19 protein-coding genes, 2 rRNA genes and 1 other annotated feature (1 of these 22 running past the window's edge) are annotated in these 18,383 nt (G+C 42.9%); all 21 genes read left to right on the top strand.

The window, feature by feature from the left end; translation table 11 throughout:
• A 23S ribosomal RNA gene (locus GFC30_RS00535) occupies positions 1 to 996 on the top strand; it begins 1,929 nt to the left of the window's first position.
• Positions 997 to 1,361: 365 nt separating this feature from the next.
• Positions 1,362 to 1,478, top strand: a 5S ribosomal RNA gene (gene rrf / locus GFC30_RS00530).
• Positions 1,479 to 1,754: 276 nt separating this feature from the next.
• Positions 1,755 to 2,216 (top strand): CtsR family transcriptional regulator, encoded by a 462-nt coding sequence (locus GFC30_RS00525; protein WP_066322126.1) that lies wholly within the window; start codon positions 1,755 to 1,757, stop codon positions 2,214 to 2,216.
• Positions 2,217 to 2,308: 92 nt separating this feature from the next.
• The gene (locus GFC30_RS00520; RefSeq protein ID WP_066322124.1) at positions 2,309 to 2,851 is read left to right on the top strand and encodes a protein-arginine kinase activator protein McsA; all 543 of its coding nucleotides are present in this window, start codon (positions 2,309 to 2,311) and stop codon (positions 2,849 to 2,851) included.
• 2 nt (positions 2,852 to 2,853) lie between these two features.
• On the top strand, positions 2,854 to 3,945 hold the full coding sequence (locus tag GFC30_RS00515; protein WP_066322122.1) for a protein-arginine kinase McsB: 1,092 nt from the start codon (positions 2,854 to 2,856) through the stop codon (positions 3,943 to 3,945).
• Positions 3,942 to 6,374 carry an ATP-dependent protease ATP-binding subunit ClpC gene (gene clpC, locus GFC30_RS00510; protein ID WP_066322120.1) on the top strand — a complete coding sequence of 811 codons (2,433 nt, stop codon included), beginning with the start codon at positions 3,942 to 3,944 and terminating at the stop codon, positions 6,372 to 6,374. Before GFC30_RS00515 ends, clpC begins: the two co-directional genes overlap by 4 nt.
• 79 nt (positions 6,375 to 6,453) lie before the next feature.
• Positions 6,454 to 7,827 (top strand): DNA repair protein RadA, encoded by a 1,374-nt coding sequence (gene radA, locus GFC30_RS00505; RefSeq protein ID WP_409978491.1) that lies wholly within the window; start codon positions 6,454 to 6,456, stop codon positions 7,825 to 7,827.
• A 109-nt stretch (positions 7,828 to 7,936) separates the two neighbouring features.
• A complete protein-coding gene (locus tag GFC30_RS00500) occupies positions 7,937 to 9,031 on the top strand; it encodes a PIN/TRAM domain-containing protein (protein WP_066322113.1) in 1,095 nt (364 codons plus the stop codon).
• Positions 9,032 to 9,048: 17 nt separating this feature from the next.
• A complete protein-coding gene (gene ispD, locus GFC30_RS00495; RefSeq protein ID WP_066322111.1) occupies positions 9,049 to 9,732 on the top strand; it encodes a 2-C-methyl-D-erythritol 4-phosphate cytidylyltransferase in 684 nt (227 codons plus the stop codon).
• 4 nt (positions 9,733 to 9,736) lie between these two features.
• Complete coding sequence (ispF, locus tag GFC30_RS00490; RefSeq protein WP_066322108.1) at positions 9,737 to 10,213, top strand: 2-C-methyl-D-erythritol 2,4-cyclodiphosphate synthase; 477 nt, start codon at positions 9,737 to 9,739, stop codon at positions 10,211 to 10,213.
• A 70-nt stretch (positions 10,214 to 10,283) separates the two neighbouring features.
• Positions 10,284 to 11,774 (top strand): glutamate--tRNA ligase, encoded by a 1,491-nt coding sequence (gene gltX / locus GFC30_RS00485; RefSeq protein ID WP_066322106.1) that lies wholly within the window; start codon positions 10,284 to 10,286, stop codon positions 11,772 to 11,774.
• Positions 11,749 to 11,982 (top strand) — a binding site (T-box leader). It overlaps the preceding gene by 26 nt.
• A gap of 53 nt (positions 11,983 to 12,035) precedes the next feature.
• The gene (cysE, locus tag GFC30_RS00480; protein WP_066326984.1) at positions 12,036 to 12,698 is read left to right on the top strand and encodes a serine O-acetyltransferase; all 663 of its coding nucleotides are present in this window, start codon (positions 12,036 to 12,038) and stop codon (positions 12,696 to 12,698) included.
• Positions 12,679 to 14,076 (top strand): cysteine--tRNA ligase, encoded by a 1,398-nt coding sequence (gene cysS, locus GFC30_RS00475; protein WP_066322104.1) that lies wholly within the window; start codon positions 12,679 to 12,681, stop codon positions 14,074 to 14,076. Before cysE ends, cysS begins: the two co-directional genes overlap by 20 nt.
• A complete protein-coding gene (locus tag GFC30_RS00470) occupies positions 14,077 to 14,499 on the top strand; it encodes a Mini-ribonuclease 3 (RefSeq protein ID WP_409978490.1) in 423 nt (140 codons plus the stop codon).
• A 2-nt stretch (positions 14,500 to 14,501) separates the two neighbouring features.
• Complete coding sequence (gene rlmB, locus GFC30_RS00465) at positions 14,502 to 15,239, top strand: 23S rRNA (guanosine(2251)-2'-O)-methyltransferase RlmB (protein ID WP_066322103.1); 738 nt, start codon at positions 14,502 to 14,504, stop codon at positions 15,237 to 15,239.
• 5 nt (positions 15,240 to 15,244) lie between these two features.
• Complete coding sequence (locus tag GFC30_RS00460) at positions 15,245 to 15,754, top strand: NYN domain-containing protein (protein WP_066322102.1); 510 nt, start codon at positions 15,245 to 15,247, stop codon at positions 15,752 to 15,754.
• A gap of 68 nt (positions 15,755 to 15,822) precedes the next feature.
• Positions 15,823 to 16,473, top strand: a complete 651-nt coding sequence (gene sigH / locus GFC30_RS00455; protein ID WP_066322100.1) for an RNA polymerase sporulation sigma factor SigH — start codon at positions 15,823 to 15,825, stop codon at positions 16,471 to 16,473.
• A gap of 66 nt (positions 16,474 to 16,539) precedes the next feature.
• Positions 16,540 to 16,689, top strand: a complete 150-nt coding sequence (rpmG, locus tag GFC30_RS16290) for a 50S ribosomal protein L33 (RefSeq protein ID WP_084256113.1) — start codon at positions 16,540 to 16,542, stop codon at positions 16,687 to 16,689.
• 46 nt (positions 16,690 to 16,735) lie between these two features.
• On the top strand, positions 16,736 to 16,918 hold the full coding sequence (gene secE / locus GFC30_RS00450; RefSeq protein WP_066322097.1) for a preprotein translocase subunit SecE: 183 nt from the start codon (positions 16,736 to 16,738) through the stop codon (positions 16,916 to 16,918).
• A 120-nt stretch (positions 16,919 to 17,038) separates the two neighbouring features.
• Positions 17,039 to 17,572 carry a transcription termination/antitermination protein NusG gene (gene nusG, locus GFC30_RS00445; RefSeq protein ID WP_066322095.1) on the top strand — a complete coding sequence of 178 codons (534 nt, stop codon included), beginning with the start codon at positions 17,039 to 17,041 and terminating at the stop codon, positions 17,570 to 17,572.
• A 287-nt stretch (positions 17,573 to 17,859) separates the two neighbouring features.
• Positions 17,860 to 18,285, top strand: a complete 426-nt coding sequence (rplK, locus tag GFC30_RS00440; RefSeq protein ID WP_027410223.1) for a 50S ribosomal protein L11 — start codon at positions 17,860 to 17,862, stop codon at positions 18,283 to 18,285.
• The last annotated feature ends 98 nt before the right edge of the window (positions 18,286 to 18,383 follow it).

The raw sequence follows: 18,383 nt of genomic DNA, 5'->3' as shown, positions 1-18,383 counted from the left end.
GCGGCCGTAACTATAACGGTCCTAAGGTAGCGAAATTCCTTGTCGGGTAAGTTCCGACCCGCACGAAAGGTGTAACGACTTGGGCACTGTCTCAACGAGAGACCCGGTGAAATTATAGTACCTGTGAAGATGCAGGTTACCCGCGACAGGACGGAAAGACCCCGTGGAGCTTTACTGCAGCCTGATATTGAATTTTGGTACGACATGTACAGGATAGGTGGGAGACGGAGAAGCCGGGACGCCAGTCTCGGTGGAGTCGCCCTTGGGATACCACCCTTGTCGTACTGAAGTTCTAACCCGCACCCCTGATCGGGGTGGGAGACAGTGTCAGGTAGGCAGTTTGACTGGGGCGGTCGCCTCCTAAAGCGTAACGGAGGCGCCCAAAGGTTCCCTCAGAATGGTTGGAAATCATTCGTAGAGTGTAAAGGCAGAAGGGAGCTTGACTGCGAGACCTACAAGTCGAGCAGGGACGAAAGTCGGGCTTAGTGATCCGGTGGTTCCGTATGGAAGGGCCATCGCTCAACGGATAAAAGCTACCCCGGGGATAACAGGCTTATCTCCCCCAAGAGTCCACATCGACGGGGAGGTTTGGCACCTCGATGTCGGCTCATCGCATCCTGGGGCTGTAGTCGGTCCCAAGGGTTGGGCTGTTCGCCCATTAAAGCGGTACGCGAGCTGGGTTCAGAACGTCGTGAGACAGTTCGGTCCCTATCCGTCGCGGGCGTAGGAAATTTGAGAGGAGCTGTCCTTAGTACGAGAGGACCGGGATGGACGCACCGCTGGTGTACCAGTTGTCCTGCCAAGGGCACCGCTGGGTAGCTATGTGCGGAAGGGATAAGCGCTGAAAGCATCTAAGCGTGAAGCCCCCCTCAAGATGAGATTTCCCATCGCATAAGCGAGTAAGATCCCTCGAAGATGACGAGGTCGATAGGTCCGAGGTGGAAGCGTGGCGACACGTGCAGCTGACGGATACTAATCGATCGAGGACTTAACCATAGAAAAGCGTAGGCGACTGTTCAGCCACGAAGAGAGCGAAAGGCCTGCGAGGAGGCTGTTGCCGCCGCAGCAGGATGGAAGCGATTCGAGGGGCTAGGAGCCGAAGCTAGACAATCGGAAAAGCGGAGAACGGTCCTTGGCGGAGCCAAGGGAACATCCGACGGAAGCGCAAGCTTTCGACGAAGACGTGTTTGCACGTCGATGGAGAAAGCGGACGCGGAGGAGGATGTTAGTTCGGAGCTAGACATCACGAAAAGCGTAGGCGACTCCTTTTCTTCTGCCCCTGTTATCTAGTTTTGAAAGAACAAAAAAACCTTGACACATATAAGAGATTTATTATAATAGTAACTGTCTGTATCAAATTGCCTAGTGACGATGGCGGAGAGGACACACCCGTTCCCATCCCGAACACGGAAGTTAAGCTCTCCAGCGCCGATGGTAGTTGGGGCTCGCGCCCCTGCAAGAGTAGGACGTTGCTAGGCGGAAAGCATGCCTTATAGGTATGCTTTTTTATTTTTCCTCATTCCAACCTCCATTGTTGTTCCCCCTTGTACTCTTGTTGAATTTTTTGTCTGTCATAAAAGGGTTTTTCCCCATTGCTATCGAACCAATTAATAATTAAGTACGTTTATGTTTCATTCTCACAAAAAAGGCAATAATACAGGTAGTTTGTTGCATTTTTTTTTCATTTGCTATATAGTAAAATTAAGGTCAAATATAGTCAAAGTCAACTACCTACGCGGTAAGGAGGGGGTAGGGTGCGAAATATTTCGGATATTATTGAGCAGTACTTAAAACAAGTACTGAATATGAGTGACCAAGAAATTGTAGAAATTAAACGGAGTGAAATTGCGGATAAGTTCCAATGCGTTCCGTCGCAAATTAATTATGTGATTAACACTCGTTTTACATTAGAGCGAGGATATATGGTAGAAAGCAAACGTGGAGGTGGTGGGTATATTCGGATTATGAAGGTAAAAACAAAAAATGAAGGTCAGCTCATCGACCAATTATTATCACTTATCGATCACCGTATTAGTCAATCTAGTGCAGAAGGCATTATTCATCGCTTAGTAGAAGAGAAGGTTATTTCGCAACGTGAAGCAAATATTATGTTAAGTGTCATAGATCGTTCTGTTTTGTATATTGATTTGCCGCAGCGTGACGAACTAAGAGCGCGAATGTTAAAAGCGATGTTGCTCTCGTTAAGATATAAATAAAACACTCATGAACAAAGTGTGCTCGTCAATCCGTCCTAAAAATAACCGTTCGTAACCCCTTTGTTTCCATAGAAAAGAAAGAGGTGAATCGCTTGATATGTCAAGAATGTAAGCAGCGACCAGCTACGATGCATTTCACGAAAATCGTTAATGGGGAAAAAACAGAAATTCATCTTTGTGAACATTGTGCGCAAGAGCATGGAAATGTTTTTATGTTTCCCGAAAATTCAGGGTTTTCCATTCATAATTTATTATCTGGTTTATTGAATTTCGAATCCCCTATCAAAGAAACAAAACCAAATACATTTCAAATGGAGCTTTTGCAGTGCGAACGTTGTAACATGACATATCATCAGTTCACGAAAATCGGTCGGTTTGGTTGCTCGCATTGTTACGATGCTTTTGCTAAGCAGTTGCAGCCGATATTGAAACGATTGCATAGCGGAAATACTATTCACGCTGGAAAAATCCCGAAACGAATTGGCGGTACCATTCATGTTCGCAAGCAAATGGAGCATCTAAAGCAAAAACTTCAGGAGCTAATTGCAAGAGAAGAGTTTGAAAAAGCAGCTGAAGTCCGTGACCAAATTCGCTCACTTGAGGCGCAGTTAAGCGAACATGGAGAGGGGGAGTGAATGTGTCGTTGGAGAAATTTTTGAATCGGGCAGTAAGTTCATGGATGAGCCAAGAAGGTCCAGACTCAGATATTGTGCTCAGCAGCCGTATTCGTTTGGCGCGAAATATTGTTGACTATGAATTTCCCACCGTTTTTAGCAACGAAGAAGCGCAACAAATTGTTCGCATCTTTGAGCAATATTTTGCTAAACAATCTTACCGCTCACTCGGTCGATTTGAATTATTAAAAATGAACGAACTTCAACCGATTGAGAAGAGAGTATTGGTGGAAAAACATTTAATCAGTCCACATTTAGCGGAAGATTGCCGGTTTGGGGCATGCTTGCTTTCAGAAAATGAAGAAGTGAGCATTATGGTGAATGAAGAAGACCATATTCGTATTCAATGTTTGTTTCCAGGGTTCCAATTGACCGAAGCGTTAGAAATGGCAAATGAACTAGACGACTGGATTGAGTGGTACGTAAACTATGCATTCGATGAAAAAAGAGGTTATTTGACGAGTTGCCCGACCAATGTCGGAACTGGTCTGCGAGCATCTGTCATGATGCACCTTCCTGCTCTAATTTTAACGCAGCAAATGAATCGAATTATTCCAGCGATTAACCAACTTGGACTCGTTGTGAGAGGAACATATGGAGAAGGAAGTGAGGCGTTAGGCAATATATTTCAAATCTCAAATCAAATTACACTCGGCAAATCAGAAGAAGATATTGTGGAAGATTTAAAAAGTGTCGTCCAACAATTAATTGCGCAGGAAAGAATGGCGAGAGAGGCATTAGTCAAAACTTTAAACATACAATTAGAAGACAGAGTCTTTCGTTCCTACGGGATATTGGCAAATAGCCGTGTGATTGAATCAAAAGAAGCTGCTCAATGTTTATCAGATGTCCGTCTAGGAATTGATTTAGGGTATATCAAAAACATTTCCCGAAACATTTTAAATGAGCTAATGATTTTGACACAACCAGGCTTTTTACAGCAATATGCTGGCGGAGCGTTACGACCAAATGAGCGGGATGTTCTTCGAGCTAAATTGATTCGCGAACGCTTGAAAATGGAAGAGAAAAAAAAGATGGAGGGTGATGGAGTATGATGTTTGGTAGATTTACGGAGCGGGCGCAAAAAGTGTTGGCGTTAGCACAGGAAGAAGCTGTGCGCCTTGGCCATAATAATATTGGAACGGAACATATTTTGCTTGGACTTATTCGTGAAGGAGAAGGGATTGCGGCGAAAGCGTTAATTGCGTTAGGACTAGGACCAGATAAAATCCAGAAAGAAGTGGAAGCTCTCATTGGGCGCGGACATGAATCTTCGCAAACGATTCACTATACCCCACGGGCGAAAAAAGTGATCGAGCTCTCGATGGATGAAGCAAGAAAGCTTGGTCATTCGTATGTAGGAACGGAGCATATTTTGCTCGGGCTTATTCGTGAAGGCGAAGGCGTAGCAGCTCGTGTGCTTAATAATTTAGGAGTAAGCTTGAATAAAGCGCGGCAACAAGTATTGCAACTATTAGGGAGCAACGAGTCCATTTCTGGTCATCAAGGTAGCGCTTCTCATGTTAGCACCCCGACATTAGATAGTTTGGCTCGTGATTTAACAGCGATTGCTCGTGAGGGAAGCTTAGATCCTGTCATTGGAAGAAGCAAAGAAATTCAGAGGGTCATTGAGGTATTAAGCCGACGGACGAAAAACAATCCTGTGTTAATTGGGGAGCCAGGTGTCGGAAAAACGGCGATTGCCGAAGGATTGGCGCAGCAAATTGTTAATAACGAGGTGCCTGAAACGCTTCGCGACAAGCGGGTAATGACGCTTGACATGGGAACGGTAGTCGCAGGAACGAAGTACCGTGGAGAATTTGAGGATCGATTGAAAAAAGTGATGGATGAGATTCGCCAAGCAGGCAATATCATTTTATTCATCGACGAGCTTCATACGTTGATTGGCGCAGGGGGAGCGGAAGGAGCAATTGACGCTTCCAATATATTAAAACCGTCACTTGCTCGTGGAGAGCTACAATGTATCGGTGCCACGACACTAGATGAATACCGAAAATATATTGAAAAAGATGCCGCATTAGAACGTCGCTTTCAGCCAATTTATGTAGATGAACCAACGGTCGAGGAATCGATTCAAATTTTAAAAGGACTTCGCGATCGATATGAAGCGCATCACCGTGTATCCATTTCCGATGAAGCGATTGTTCAGGCAGTGAAATTATCGGATCGATACATTACCGACCGTTTTCTTCCAGATAAAGCGATTGACTTAATTGATGAAGCGTGCTCGAAAGTTCGTCTTCGTTCTTTTACGACACCGCCAAACTTAAAAGAATTAGAACAAAAATTAGAAGAAGTTCGCAAAGAGAAAGACGCAGCCGTACAAAGCCAAGAGTTTGAAAAAGCAGCTTCTTTACGGGATACAGAGCAGCGATTACGTGAGCAGTTAGAGGAAACAAAACGGGCATGGAAAGAAAAACAAGGAAAAGAAAATTCAGAAGTAACGGTAGAGGATATTGCGATGGTTGTTTCTAGCTGGACGGGAATCCCTGTATCGAAGCTGGCACAAACAGAAACGGAACGGCTATTGAAACTGGAAGAAATATTGCATTCACGCGTTATCGGGCAAGAAGAGGCAGTAAAAGCAGTAGCAAAAGCGGTTCGTCGAGCTCGTGCAGGGTTAAAAGACCCGAAACGTCCGATCGGTTCGTTTATTTTTCTAGGGCCAACCGGCGTCGGAAAAACAGAATTAGCGCGGGCGTTAGCAGAAGCGATGTTTGGTGATGAAGATGCATTAATTCGCATCGACATGTCAGAATATATGGAGAAGCACTCTACTTCCCGGCTTGTCGGTTCACCTCCTGGTTATGTCGGATATGAAGAAGGCGGGCAATTAACGGAGAAAGTACGTCGCAAACCGTATTCTGTTGTGTTATTAGATGAGATGGAGAAAGCACATCCTGACGTCTTTAATATTTTACTGCAAGTACTAGAGGATGGTCGTTTAACTGATTCGAAAGGAAGAACGGTTGATTTTCGTAATACGATTGTCATTATGACATCAAACGTTGGTGCAGATGCGTTGAAACGACACAAATACGTCGGTTTTAACGTTCAAGATGAAAGCGAAAAATACAAAGATATGAAAGGAAAAGTGATGGAAGAGTTGAAAAAAGCGTTCCGCCCAGAGTTTTTAAACCGTATCGATGAAATCATTGTCTTCCATGCACTTGAAAAACCTCATTTAGCACAAATCGTGAATTTAATGGCAGAGCAGCTTGTGAAACGATTGAAAGAACAAGATATTGACCTTGAATTGACGCAAGCAGCGATTGAAAAGATTGCTGCGGAAGGATATGACCCAGAATATGGGGCGCGTCCACTGCGCCGCGCATTGCAAAAACATATCGAAGACCGACTATCAGAAGAGTTGCTAAAAGGCACAATCGCCAAAGGTCAAAAAGTAGTGGTTGATGTGAAAGACGGGGAGTTCGTGGTATTATCAGAGCAAACCGTTCAGTAAAATAAGGCAACAAGGTATGCGGCGACAATTTAGGCGCATACCTTGTTTTTGCATTTGTTCAGAGAAAGGGACACGGGTTATGAAGAAAAAAACAAAATTCGTTTGCCAATCATGTGGATACGAATCAGCTAAGTGGATGGGGAAATGCCCAGGATGCCAAGCGTGGAATACGATGGTGGAAGAAATGGAGCGGGGGAAACCGGCGACAAGAGGAGTGTTTGTTCATTCTTCCGACACCGCTTCTAAACCGGTACCCATTACAACAATTACGACAGCGCAAGAGCCGAGGATTACGACAAATCTTTTCGAGTTTAATCGCGTATTAGGTGGCGGCATTGTGAAAGGATCCCTTGTGTTAATCGGTGGAGATCCAGGGATTGGGAAATCAACGCTTCTTTTGCAAGTCTCCGCACAGCTGGCTGCTCAACACCATAAAGTACTATATATTTCTGGAGAAGAATCGGTAAAGCAAACGAAATTGCGAGCGGACCGCCTCAGTGTTTCCGCGCACGACTTATACGTTTTAGCAGAAACAGATTTAGAGCACATTCATCAAGCCATTGAAGAGATTCAGCCGCATTTTGTTGTCATTGATTCTATCCAAACGATATATCGCGCGGAAATTACCTCTGCACCGGGAAGCGTTTCCCAAGTAAGGGAGTGCACTGGAGAGTTGATGAGAATTGCGAAAACGAAAGGTGTGGCTATTTTCATTGTTGGCCATGTGACGAAAGAAGGATCGATTGCTGGACCGAGAATTTTAGAGCATATGGTAGATACGGTGCTTTATTTTGAAGGAGAAAGGCATCATACGTATCGAATTTTACGAGCGGTGAAAAACCGGTTTGGTTCGACGAACGAAATCGGCATTTTTGAAATGAGAGAGTCTGGGTTATTGGAAGTAGAAAATCCGTCCGAAGTATTTTTAGAAGAGCGCTCTGGCGGCGTTGCGGGCTCGACGGTTGTTGCTTCCATGGAAGGAACGAGACCTGTACTCGTTGAAATTCAAGCATTAATTTCACCGACAAGCTTTGGAAATCCACGACGAATGGCGACTGGCATTGACCATAATCGTGTGTCGTTGTTGATGGCAGTGCTTGAAAAGCGGGTCGGGCTACTTTTACAAAATCAAGATGCGTACTTAAAAGTAGCAGGCGGTGTGAAACTCGATGAGCCAGCAATTGATTTAGCAGTTGCGGTAAGCATTGCTTCGAGCTTCCGCGATCATCCCACGAACCCATCGGACGTAATCATTGGCGAAGTAGGGCTAACAGGGGAAGTACGTCGCGTTTCTCGCATTGAACAGCGCGTACAAGAAGCCGTGAAGCTCGGATTTCAGCGTATTATTTTACCAAAAAATAATCTTGGCGGCTGGAGTGCACCAAAAGGGGTGGACATTATCGGCGTATCGCATGTTGCAGAGGCATTGGAATATGCATTTTCTCGAAAATAGCGCGAACGTTACAAATATGTATCAAATTTTTTAAAAAGATTAAAAACTGTGTTATTATTGGTTTCAAACATTGGAAACTGTTTATAATGATAATTGAGGAGGTGAAAGAATGTTAAAAAGAATTGTTCAGTTATTTTTCTTAGTGGTTGGTGGAACGCTTGGGATTATGTTTCTTCCTGATTTGCTTGCGTTAATGAAGGTGGAGCATCTTTCTATTTTAAATAATCCATATATGTTGGCGATTGTTGGGGCACTTATTTTCTTTATTATGACTTTTTGGGCGGTAGATTACGTTGTCGATGTCATTCGCTGGATGGAAGAATCGCTTGTGAAAGCGCCTGTGACAGATATTTTATTCGGTAGTTTAGGCCTTATTTTTGGTCTAGTTGTTGCTTTTCTAGTTGTTATGCCGCTAAAGGCTTTTCAGTTTCAAGTGGTGAACACGGTATTGCCGGTCTTTTTGACCATTTTGCTTGGGTATTTAGGGTTTCAAGTTGGATTTAAAAAACGTCATGAATTAATGAGTTTATTTTCCATTTCCAATCGAATGGCAAAGAAAAAAGGGAATGAAGAAGAAAATGAAAGCCAAAAAGGTCGCGCATTAAAAATTTTAGATACAAGTGTAATTATTGATGGACGGATCGCAGACATCTGCCAGACGGGATTTTTAGAAGGAACGATTGTCATTCCGCGATTTGTACTAGAGGAACTGCAGCATATTGCGGATTCTTCTGATGTTTTAAAAAGAAACCGCGGTCGGCGTGGGTTAGATATTTTAAATCGCATTCAAAAAGAACTAGAAATGAAAGTGGAAATTTACGAAGGCGATTTCGATGATATTCAAGAAGTAGACAGCAAATTAGTGAAGCTGGCTAAATTAACATCAGGTGTTGTTGTCACTAACGATTTTAACTTAAACAAAGTATGTGAACTGCAAAATGTTCGAGTGCTCAATATTAACGATTTAGCTAATGCAGTAAAACCGGTCGTTCTTCCTGGGGAAGAATTGAATGTTCAAGTCATTAAAGACGGCAAAGAACATAATCAAGGTGTTGCTTATTTAGACGATGGAACGATGATTGTTGTCGAGGATGGCAAAGAATATATCGGTAAACGGGTTGACGTACTTGTCACAAGCGTGTTACAAACATCTGCAGGGAGAATGATTTTTGCAAAATTAAAACTTCTGCAAAAGGCGTTATAGTTAGGGGAATTTTACAGATGAGGTATCAAGTGGTCATTCCTGCAGCAGGGCAAGGAAAACGGATGAAGGCGGGCATTAATAAGCAGCTGCTTGAACTTGGCGGCCAGCCGGTAATCGTTCGTACGTTAAAAATATTTGAGCAAGATGAGTGGTGTGAAGGCATCATTGTTGTTGTGAGCGAAGCGGAACGGGAACGATTTCACGAGTTATTTCAAGCATTTCAACTAAAAAAAGTGAATGCACTCGTTATCGGTGGTGCAGAGCGGCAACATAGCGTTTATAATGGACTTAAAGTAGCAAGTAGCGAACTTGTTCTCATCCATGATGGTGCTCGCCCATTCGTTACGATGGAAAAAATTCATGAATTAGTAAACGAAGCAAATGAGCATGGTGCAGCAGTTCCTGCGGTGCCAATGAAAGACACCGTCAAACGTGTTCAGCAAGGATTTGTTAAGGAAACGGTGGAACGCTCTAGCTTGTGGGCAGTACAAACTCCACAAGCTTTTCGTGTTTCGCTTATTTTAACTGCCCATGAACGTGCCAAACAAGAAGGCTATATTGGCACAGATGATGCGAGCCTTGTAGAGCGCATCGGGCAAAAAGTGAAAATCATTGAAGGGGATTATCGCAACATTAAGCTAACAACCCCAGATGATTTATTATTTGCGGAAGCCATTTTATTGTCTAAAGGAGAAAGGTGACTGTATGTTTCGCATTGGACAAGGATTTGATGTTCATCAGTTCGTCGAAGGTCGTCCGTTGATTATTGGCGGCATTCGTATTCCATATGAAAAAGGATTGCTCGGCCACTCTGATGCAGACGTCTTATTACATGCGGTGGCAGACGCTTGTTTAGGCGCAATTGGTGCCGGCGATATCGGAAAGCATTTTCCGGATACCGATTCACAATATAAAAATGCTGATTCGGCATTGCTTTTGCAGCACGTATGGGGGCTTGTGAAAAAACAAGGATATGAGCTTGTGAACGTTGATTGCACGATTATTGCGCAGCGACCGAAAATGGCACCGTATATCGAAAACATCAAAGAAAAAATTGCGCAACTATTGGAAAGCGACGTATCCCAAGTAAACGTGAAAGCAACGACGACGGAGCGTCTCGGATTTACCGGTCGAGAAGAAGGCATTGCTGCCCAAGCAGTCGTATTACTGCAAAAGCAATAATCGTTTTGAACTTTATGATCGAATCATTTAAAATAACAAGTACACAGTAAAAATTGATGGAGGTTATTGTATGTCATACGAAGTAAGGGTGCGTTATGCGCCGAGTCCGACCGGTCATTTACATATCGGCGGCGCTCGAACAGCGCTGTTTAACTACTTGTTTGCTCGCCATCACAACGGAAAATTTATTGTTCGCATCGAAGATACAGATATTGAACGGAATGTAGAAGGTGGCGAACAGTCTCAGCTAGAAAATTTAAAATGGCTTGGTATTGAATACGATGAATCGGTTGATAAAGACGGGGGATATGGTCCATATCGCCAAACAGAGCGTCTTGAGATATACCGTCGATACACGAACGAGCTGTTGGAAAAAGGATTTGCATATAAATGTTTTTGTACACCAGAGGAATTAGAACAGGAACGTGAGGCGCAAAAAGCAGCGGGCATTGCGGCACCCCAATATAGCGGAAAATGTCGTCATTTGACACCAGAACAAATCAACCAGCTGGAGGCAGAAGGAAAACCGTATACGATTCGTATCAAAGTGCCGGAAGAAAAAGTATATGAATTTGAAGACATGGTACGGGGGCGCGTGTCGTTTGATTCAAAAGATATTGGCGATTGGGTCATTGTGAAAGCGAACGGCATTCCAACGTATAACTTTGCGGTGGTCATTGACGATCATTTAATGAAAATCACGCACGTATTTCGCGGGGAAGAACATTTATCCAATACGCCAAAGCAGCTAATGATTTACGAATATTTTGGTTGGGAAGCGCCGCAATATGCGCATTTGACACTTATTGTCAACGAAAACCGGAAAAAATTATCGAAGCGCGATGAGTCGATTATTCAGTTTGTATCCCAATACAAAGAGCTTGGGTATTTGCCAGAAGCGATGTTTAACTTCTTCGCTTTATTAGGATGGTCGCCAGAAGGAGAAGAAGAAATTTTTACAAAAGAAGAGCTTATTCGAATTTTTGATGTTTCTCGCTTATCTAAATCTCCGTCGATGTTTGATAAACAAAAGTTAACATGGATGAATAACCAATATATTAAAAAGCTCGATTTAGACCGGCTTGTCGAATTATCGCTTCCACATTTAGTGAAGGCGGGGCGGTTGCCTGAAACTATGAGCGAGGAGCAAAAAGAGTGGGCACGTCATTTAATTGCGCTGTATCAAGAACAAATGAGTTATGGTGCCGAAATTGTCGAATTGTCCGAGTTGTTCTTTAAAGAAGAAGTTGAGTATAATGAGGAAGCAAGAGAAGTGCTTTCTGAAGAACAAGTGCCAGATGTGCTTCATGCTTTTTTAGAAGAAGTGAAAAAGCTGCCATCGTTTATGGCGGATGACATTAAAGCAGCCATTAAATCGGTGCAAAAAACAACAGGGCAAAAAGGGAAAAAGTTGTTTATGCCGATTCGAGTAGCGACAACCGGTCAAACGCACGGACCAGAGCTGCCACTGGCGATTCAGCTGCTTGGCAAGAAAAAAGTTGTTCAACGTTTAGATAAGGCGATTTATTCGATAAGTGAAAGCGTTGACGAGGAGAAGTAAAAAACATTGGCATGACAGAGAGAGTCACCTTGGCTGGAAGTGACTTATGTTCGATGTTTTTGAAATGCCCCTCGGAGTCTCCTTTCGAACCAGAGACGTTCTGTAGTAGAGTGGAGCGGATTCTCTTCCGTTATAAGAGCAAAGGGAGCTAACGTTAACGTATTGGTTGGCTAAACAGAGTGGAACCGCGCAGCGAAGCGTCTCTGTGTCATTGTACACAGCGGCGCTTTTTTTTATAAGATAACAAAGGGGGGAATGGTCGTGTTTAAAACGCTAAAAGAAGACATCGATGTCATTTTTGAGCAAGACCCAGCGGCTAGAAGTTATTTAGAAGTGATTTTAACTTATTCCGGGTTGCATGCAATTTGGGCGCATCGAATTGCACATGCATTTTATAAACGAAAATTTTATTTTATTGCGCGCTTCATTTCGCAAATTAGTCGGTTTTTGACCGGCATTGAAATCCATCCAGGTGCAAAAATCGGTCGACGCTTTTTCATCGATCATGGGATGGGGGTTGTCATTGGTGAAACGTGCGAAATCGGCGATAACGTCACCGTATACCAAGGCGTAACGCTAGGAGGAACAGGAAAAGAAAAAGGAAAGCGCCATCCGACGATTAAAGACAACTGCTTAATCGCCACGGGGGCAAAAGTGTTAGGTTCCATTACGATTGGCGAAAACTCAAAAATTGGCGCAGGCTCGGTCGTATTAAAAGATGTTCCTCCAAACTCGACCGTTGTCGGCATTCCAGGAAAAGTCGTTGTGCGTAACGGAGTAAAAGTAAAGGACTTGAATCATACTGATTTACCAGACCCAATTGCAGATCGATTAAAGGAATTGGAAGAAGAAATAGCCAACTTACGAACAGAATTGCAACAATTAAAAGAAGGGAAGAAAAACTATGAGCATCCAGCTTTATAATACGCTCACACGAAAAAAGGAACGATTTGAACCACTTGAACCGAATAAAGTGAAAATGTATGTATGTGGTCCGACGGTGTACAATTATATTCATATTGGCAACGCTCGTCCGGCAATTGTGTTTGACACGATTCGTCGTTATTTAGAATTTCGCGGCTATAACGTTCAGTACGTTTCTAACTTTACAGATGTAGACGATAAGCTTATTAAGGCAGCAAGGGAATTAGGCGAAGATGTTCCAACGATTGCGGAGCGATTTATTGCCGCGTATTTTGAAGATATTGCTGCTTTAGGATGCAAAAGAGCGAACGTTCATCCTCGAGTTACGGAAAATATCGACATTATTATCGAATTTATTGAACAGCTTATTCAAAAAGGGTATGCGTATGAAGTGGACGGCGATGTATATTACAAGACGAGAAATTTTGCGGACTACGGAAAGCTATCCCATCAATCGATTGACGAACTGCGTGCTGGTGCGCGTATTGAAATCGGCGAAAAAAAGCAAGATCCATTAGACTTTGCACTATGGAAAGCAGCGAAAGAAGGGGAAATTGCGTGGGATAGCCCGTGGGGCAAAGGACGTCCCGGATGGCATATCGAATGTTCAGCGATGGCGCGGAAATATTTAGGTGATACGATCGATATTCATGCTGGTGGTCAAGATTTAACGTTTCCGCATCATGAAAATGAAATTGCGCAATCGGAAGCATTGACAGGAAAAACGTTCGCAAAATATTGGCTGCATAACGGGTACATTAACATTAACAATGAAAAAATGTCAAAATCGCTTGGCAACTTCGTTCTTGTACACGATATTGTGAAGCAAATCGATCCACAAGTGCTGCGTTTCTTTATGTTGTCTGTTCATTATCGCCATCCGATTAACTATAGTGAGGAACTATTAGAAAGCACAAAAAATGGGTTGGAGCGATTAAAAACAGCGTATACGAATTTAACACACCGTCTTGCAAGTAGTAGCAATTTAACTGATCACGACGAGCAATGGCTAGCGAAAATAGAGGAATGCCGCGCTGCCTTTATTCAGGAAATGGATGATGATTTTAATACAGCAAACGCAATCGCTGTGCTATTTGAACTGGTGAAGCATGCGAATGTATATTTGCTTGAGAAAAATACAGCGGAAACGGTCATCCACACCTTTTTGCAGACGTTCGAACAGTTGTTGGATGTATTAGGCATTTCTTTCAAAGAAGAGCTATTGCTTGATGAGGAAATCGAAACGCTTATTCAACAGCGGAGTGAAGCGCGAAAGAACCGGAATTTTGCCTTGGCTGACAAAATTCGCGATGAATTAAAGGCGAAAAATATTATTTTAGAAGATACGCCGCAAGGAACGAGATGGAAAAGAGGATAAATGATGATGAATTTCTCGCTAGTTAAAGATGCCAAGCAATTAAACGGTCTTGCGCTTGCTTACATCGGGGATGCCGTATATGAACTATATGTACGGCATCACCTCCTTTCTAAAGGGAATGTTAAGCCAAATCATTTGCATCGCCAAGCGATTCATTATGTTTCCGCAAAAGCGCAGGCACATATTGTATTAACATTATTAGAACGCACCGTACTGACGGAAGAAGAACAAGCAATAATTCGTCGCGGCCGCAACACTAAATCGATGACAGTACCAAAAAATACAGATGTGCAAACATACCGATATAGTACAGCATTTGAAGCGTTAATCGGCTATCATTTCCTGGGAAATAATGAGGAACGAATGGAAGAATTAATTGCTTATTCGTTTGACATTGTCGAAAGTCAAGAAAGGAAGTTGTAACAATGGACTTGATTATCGGAAAAAATCCTGTCATGGAAGCGTTAAAAACAGAACGGGAAATAAACAAAATTTGGATTGCTGAAGGATCGCAGCGGGGAGCTATGCAGGCAATTGTTCAGCTAGCAAAAGCGCAGAATGTGCTGATTCAATACGTCCCGAAACAAAAGCTTGATCAAATGACGGATGGGAATCATCAAGGAGTAGTGGCTCAAGTAGCTGCTTACCGATATTATGACATTGATGAATTGTTTCGTCGTGCAGCAGACAGAAATGAACCTCCTTTTTTCTTATTGTTGGACGAGCTAGAAGATCCGCATAATTTAGGATCCATTATGAGAACAGCTGATGCAGTAGGTGCACACGGCATTATTATTCCGAAACGCCGTTCCGTCGGTTTGACACAAACAGTAGCGAAAGCCTCGACAGGAGCGATTGAGCATATTCCAGTTGTCCGCGTTACTAATTTAGCAAGAACGATTGAGGAGTTGAAAGAAAAGGGCGTGTGGATTGTTGGAACAGATGCGAAAGCAAAAGATGATTATCGTCAACTGGACGGAACGATGCCAATAGCGCTCATTATTGGCAGCGAAGGAAAAGGAATTAGCCGATTGATTTTAGAGAAATGTGATTTTTTAATTAAACTGCCAATGAGAGGACATGTCACTTCGTTAAACGCCTCGGTTGCTGCAAGCTTATTAATGTATGAGGTGTATCGCAAACGGTATCCTTTAGGAGAGTAAGGCAGATGGACATTTTAATAGTAGACGGATATAACATCATCGGCGCTTGGCCAGAGCTGCGCAAGCTAAAGGGGCACGACTTGTCAGCAGCGCGCGATATGTTAATTGAAAAAATGGCCGAGTATCAAGGATTCACTGGACATAAAGTTATTATCGTTTTCGATGCACATCTCGTACAAGGAATGGAGAAAAAGTATACAAACTATCAAGTGGACGTCATTTTTACAAAGGAACACGAAACAGCGGACGAGCGAATTGAAAAAATGGCAAAACAGCTAATTAACGTTCGAACGAAAGTGTATGTAGCAACATCTGATTATACGGAACAATGGGCCATTTTTGGACAAGGGGCGTTGCGAAAGTCCGCACGGGAACTGCTAATAGAGATGGGGGCAATTGAGCGGAGCATTTCGAAAAAAGTGAAGAACATTCAAGAGAAAAAGCCACAAGCTAAAATCCCGTTGACTGACGAAGTTGCGAAAATTTTCGAAAAATGGCGAAGAGGCGAAAAATGAGTGGTTGACGCTGTAAAAATTTGTGCTGTATAATAATCTTAGTGATTTGTGCGGTCGGGGGGATCGGCGTGGGCGAAGGCTTCAAAAGTGAGCACGACAGACAGTTAGAGCGATTGGAAGACGAAGAATTGGTAGAACGCGTTCATCAAGGAGACAGCGATGCGCTTGATTTTTTAATTCATAAGTATCAAAACTTCGTGCGAGCGAAAGCGCGTTCTTATTTTTTAGTAGGCGCAGACCGCGAAGATATCGTCCAAGAAGGAATGATTGGGCTGTATAAGGCGATTCGCGATTTTAAAGAGGACAAGCTAACGTCGTTTAAGGCGTTTGCCGAGTTGTGCATTACGCGGCAAATGATCACCGCGATCAAAACAGCAACGCGACAAAAACACATTCCGCTCAATTCCTACGTTTCCCTTGACAAACCTATCTATGATGAAGAGTCTGATCGGACATTGATGGATGTCCTCTCAGGGGCGAAACCAACAGACCCAGAAGAACTCATTATTAATCGCGAAGAAGTCGATGATATCGAAGTAAAAATGGCTGAGCTATTAAGCGATTTAGAACGAAAAGTTCTTGTGCTATATTTAGACGGTCGGTCATACCAAGAAATTTCGGAAGAGCTCAACCGTCACGTAAAATCAATCGATAACGCTTTGCAGCGGGTAAAGAGGAAGTTAGAAAAGTATTTAGAACTTCGAGAGATTAGTTTGTAATGTATTGACAGCAAAATATTGGTGTGATAAATTTTTATGGACATCTTGTAGAACGGTGGGGCAGCGATGCGTAAAAAAGTCATCCTAGCTTGTAGTCAATGCAATAGCCGAAACTATTCGACAATGAAAAATGTGATGGGTATGCAAGAACGATTAGAGATGAAGAAGTTTTGCAAAGTATGTAATACCCATACAGTCCACCGTGAAACGAAATGAAATCGGGACAAGCATAGGCAGCTCGAAGTAGTTGGAGGTTACTATCATGCAACGAGTCGTAAAATTTTTCCACGAAGTCGCGCGCGAAATGAAGCGGGTCAGTTGGCCGAAGCGAAAAGAACTAGTGAACTATACGCTCACTGTTTTGGCTACCGTCGCATTTATGACCGTCTTTTTCGCTGTTGTTGATTTAGGAATTTCATCTTTAATTCGTTTTGTGCTTGAATAACAATCGTTTTCGTATGGTATAATGGAAGATAATAAGGTAGACAATGAAAGCCCGGAAACGGGTTTTTGTTTTGTTTATAAAATGGTTTCTAGGGAGGGAAGGACGTTTACGTCCCAGCCAATGGAGAAAAACTGGTATGTCATTCATACGTATTCAGGTTATGAAAATAAAGTAAAAGCCAATTTAGAAAAGCGCGTCGAATCGATGGGAATGCAAGATAAAATTTTTCGCGTTGTTGTTCCAGAAGAAGAAGAAACAGATATGAAAAACGGAAAGAAAAAAGTAATGAAGCGAAAAGTATTCCCTGGATATGTATTAGTGGAAATGATTATGACAGACGACTCTTGGTATGTCGTACGAAATACTCCAGGAGTTACAGGATTTGTCGGCTCCAGTGGGGCAGGCTCAAAACCGACACCGCTTCTTGAAGAAGAAGTACACACCATTTTGAAACGGATGGGGATGTCGCTTACCGAGGTAGACTTTGATTATGAGTTAAGAGAAACCGTTCGCGTAAAAGAAGGTCCGTTCGCAAACTTCGCTGGCACGATTGAAGAGTTTGATTTAGATAAACGAAAAGTAAAAGTTCGCGTCAATATGTTTGGGCGTGAAACGCCGGTAGAGTTAGATTTTTCTCAAATCGAAAAAATCTAAGATGAAATAACTTGCAATAAAAAAGGAAAAGTGATACTATTTTATAGTCAGTATACCTCGTGATAGAGGCTGATAACATTTAACCGTTTATAAATCGATAAATACAGTTTTCTATTCGTGTAGCAATGAACTTATGTCTTATTGCCATAAGGGAGCTTTCGGAATAGAGAATCGTTCTCCTATCTAAGAAAATAGGAGAAAAGGGAGGTTACGCCCTTTTTCGTAACCTAATCGAGTGGGAGGGAACATCCCTAATACCACATCACGGACTTAAGGAGGTGTGTCTCGTGGCTAAAAAAGTAATCAAAGTCGTGAAGCTACAAATCCCTGCAGGTAAAGCGAACCCGGCACCACCAGTTGGTCCAGCGTTAGGTCAAGCTGGTGTTAACATCATGGGATTCTGTAAAGAATTCAATGCTCGTACAGCTGACCAAGCAGGTTTGATTATTCCTGTTGAAATTACGGTATACGAGGACCGTTCATTTACATTCATTACGAAAACTCCACCTGCTGCTGTATTACTTAAAAAAGCAGCTGGTATCGAGTCAGGTTCCGGCGAACCAAACCGTAATAAAGTAGCGACAATCAAGCGCGACAAAGTGCGTGAGATTGCTGAGACGAAAATGCCAGACTTAAATGCAGCGAGCATTGAAGCTGCAATGCGCATGGTTGAAGGTACAGCCCGCAGCATGGGCATTGTTATCGAAGACTAATGGAGCATAGGCTGGCTAGGGAAGGTTGCGACTACAAGGATTCATTCCTTTTCGCAACCTTTATTCGTGGGAGGTTATTCCGCTAAAACCACAATAAG

It is taken from the genome of Anoxybacillus amylolyticus, assembly GCF_001634285.1.
GTDB lineage: Bacteria > Bacillota > Bacilli > Bacillales > Anoxybacillaceae > Anoxybacteroides > Anoxybacteroides amylolyticum.
This window is presented reverse-complemented; position numbering and strand designations above follow the sequence as displayed.

Coding starts and splice junctions, on each gene's coding strand:
- gltX (WP_066322106.1), top strand. CDS start 10,284: ATGTCATACGAAGTAAGGGTGCGTTATGCGCCGAGTCCGACCGGTCAT.
- ispF (WP_066322108.1), top strand. CDS start 9,737: ATGTTTCGCATTGGACAAGGATTTGATGTTCATCAGTTCGTCGAAGGT.
- rpmG (WP_084256113.1), top strand. CDS start 16,540: ATGCGTAAAAAAGTCATCCTAGCTTGTAGTCAATGCAATAGCCGAAAC.
- radA (WP_409978491.1), top strand. CDS start 6,454: ATGAAGAAAAAAACAAAATTCGTTTGCCAATCATGTGGATACGAATCA.
- nusG (WP_066322095.1), top strand. CDS start 17,039: ATGGAGAAAAACTGGTATGTCATTCATACGTATTCAGGTTATGAAAAT.
- GFC30_RS00500 (WP_066322113.1), top strand. CDS start 7,937: ATGTTAAAAAGAATTGTTCAGTTATTTTTCTTAGTGGTTGGTGGAACG.
- GFC30_RS00460 (WP_066322102.1), top strand. CDS start 15,245: ATGGACATTTTAATAGTAGACGGATATAACATCATCGGCGCTTGGCCA.
- GFC30_RS00470 (WP_409978490.1), top strand. CDS start 14,077: ATGATGATGAATTTCTCGCTAGTTAAAGATGCCAAGCAATTAAACGGT.
- cysS (WP_066322104.1), top strand. CDS start 12,679: ATGAGCATCCAGCTTTATAATACGCTCACACGAAAAAAGGAACGATTT.
- ispD (WP_066322111.1), top strand. CDS start 9,049: ATGAGGTATCAAGTGGTCATTCCTGCAGCAGGGCAAGGAAAACGGATG.
- secE (WP_066322097.1), top strand. CDS start 16,736: ATGCAACGAGTCGTAAAATTTTTCCACGAAGTCGCGCGCGAAATGAAG.
- clpC (WP_066322120.1), top strand. CDS start 3,942: ATGATGTTTGGTAGATTTACGGAGCGGGCGCAAAAAGTGTTGGCGTTA.
- rlmB (WP_066322103.1), top strand. CDS start 14,502: ATGGACTTGATTATCGGAAAAAATCCTGTCATGGAAGCGTTAAAAACA.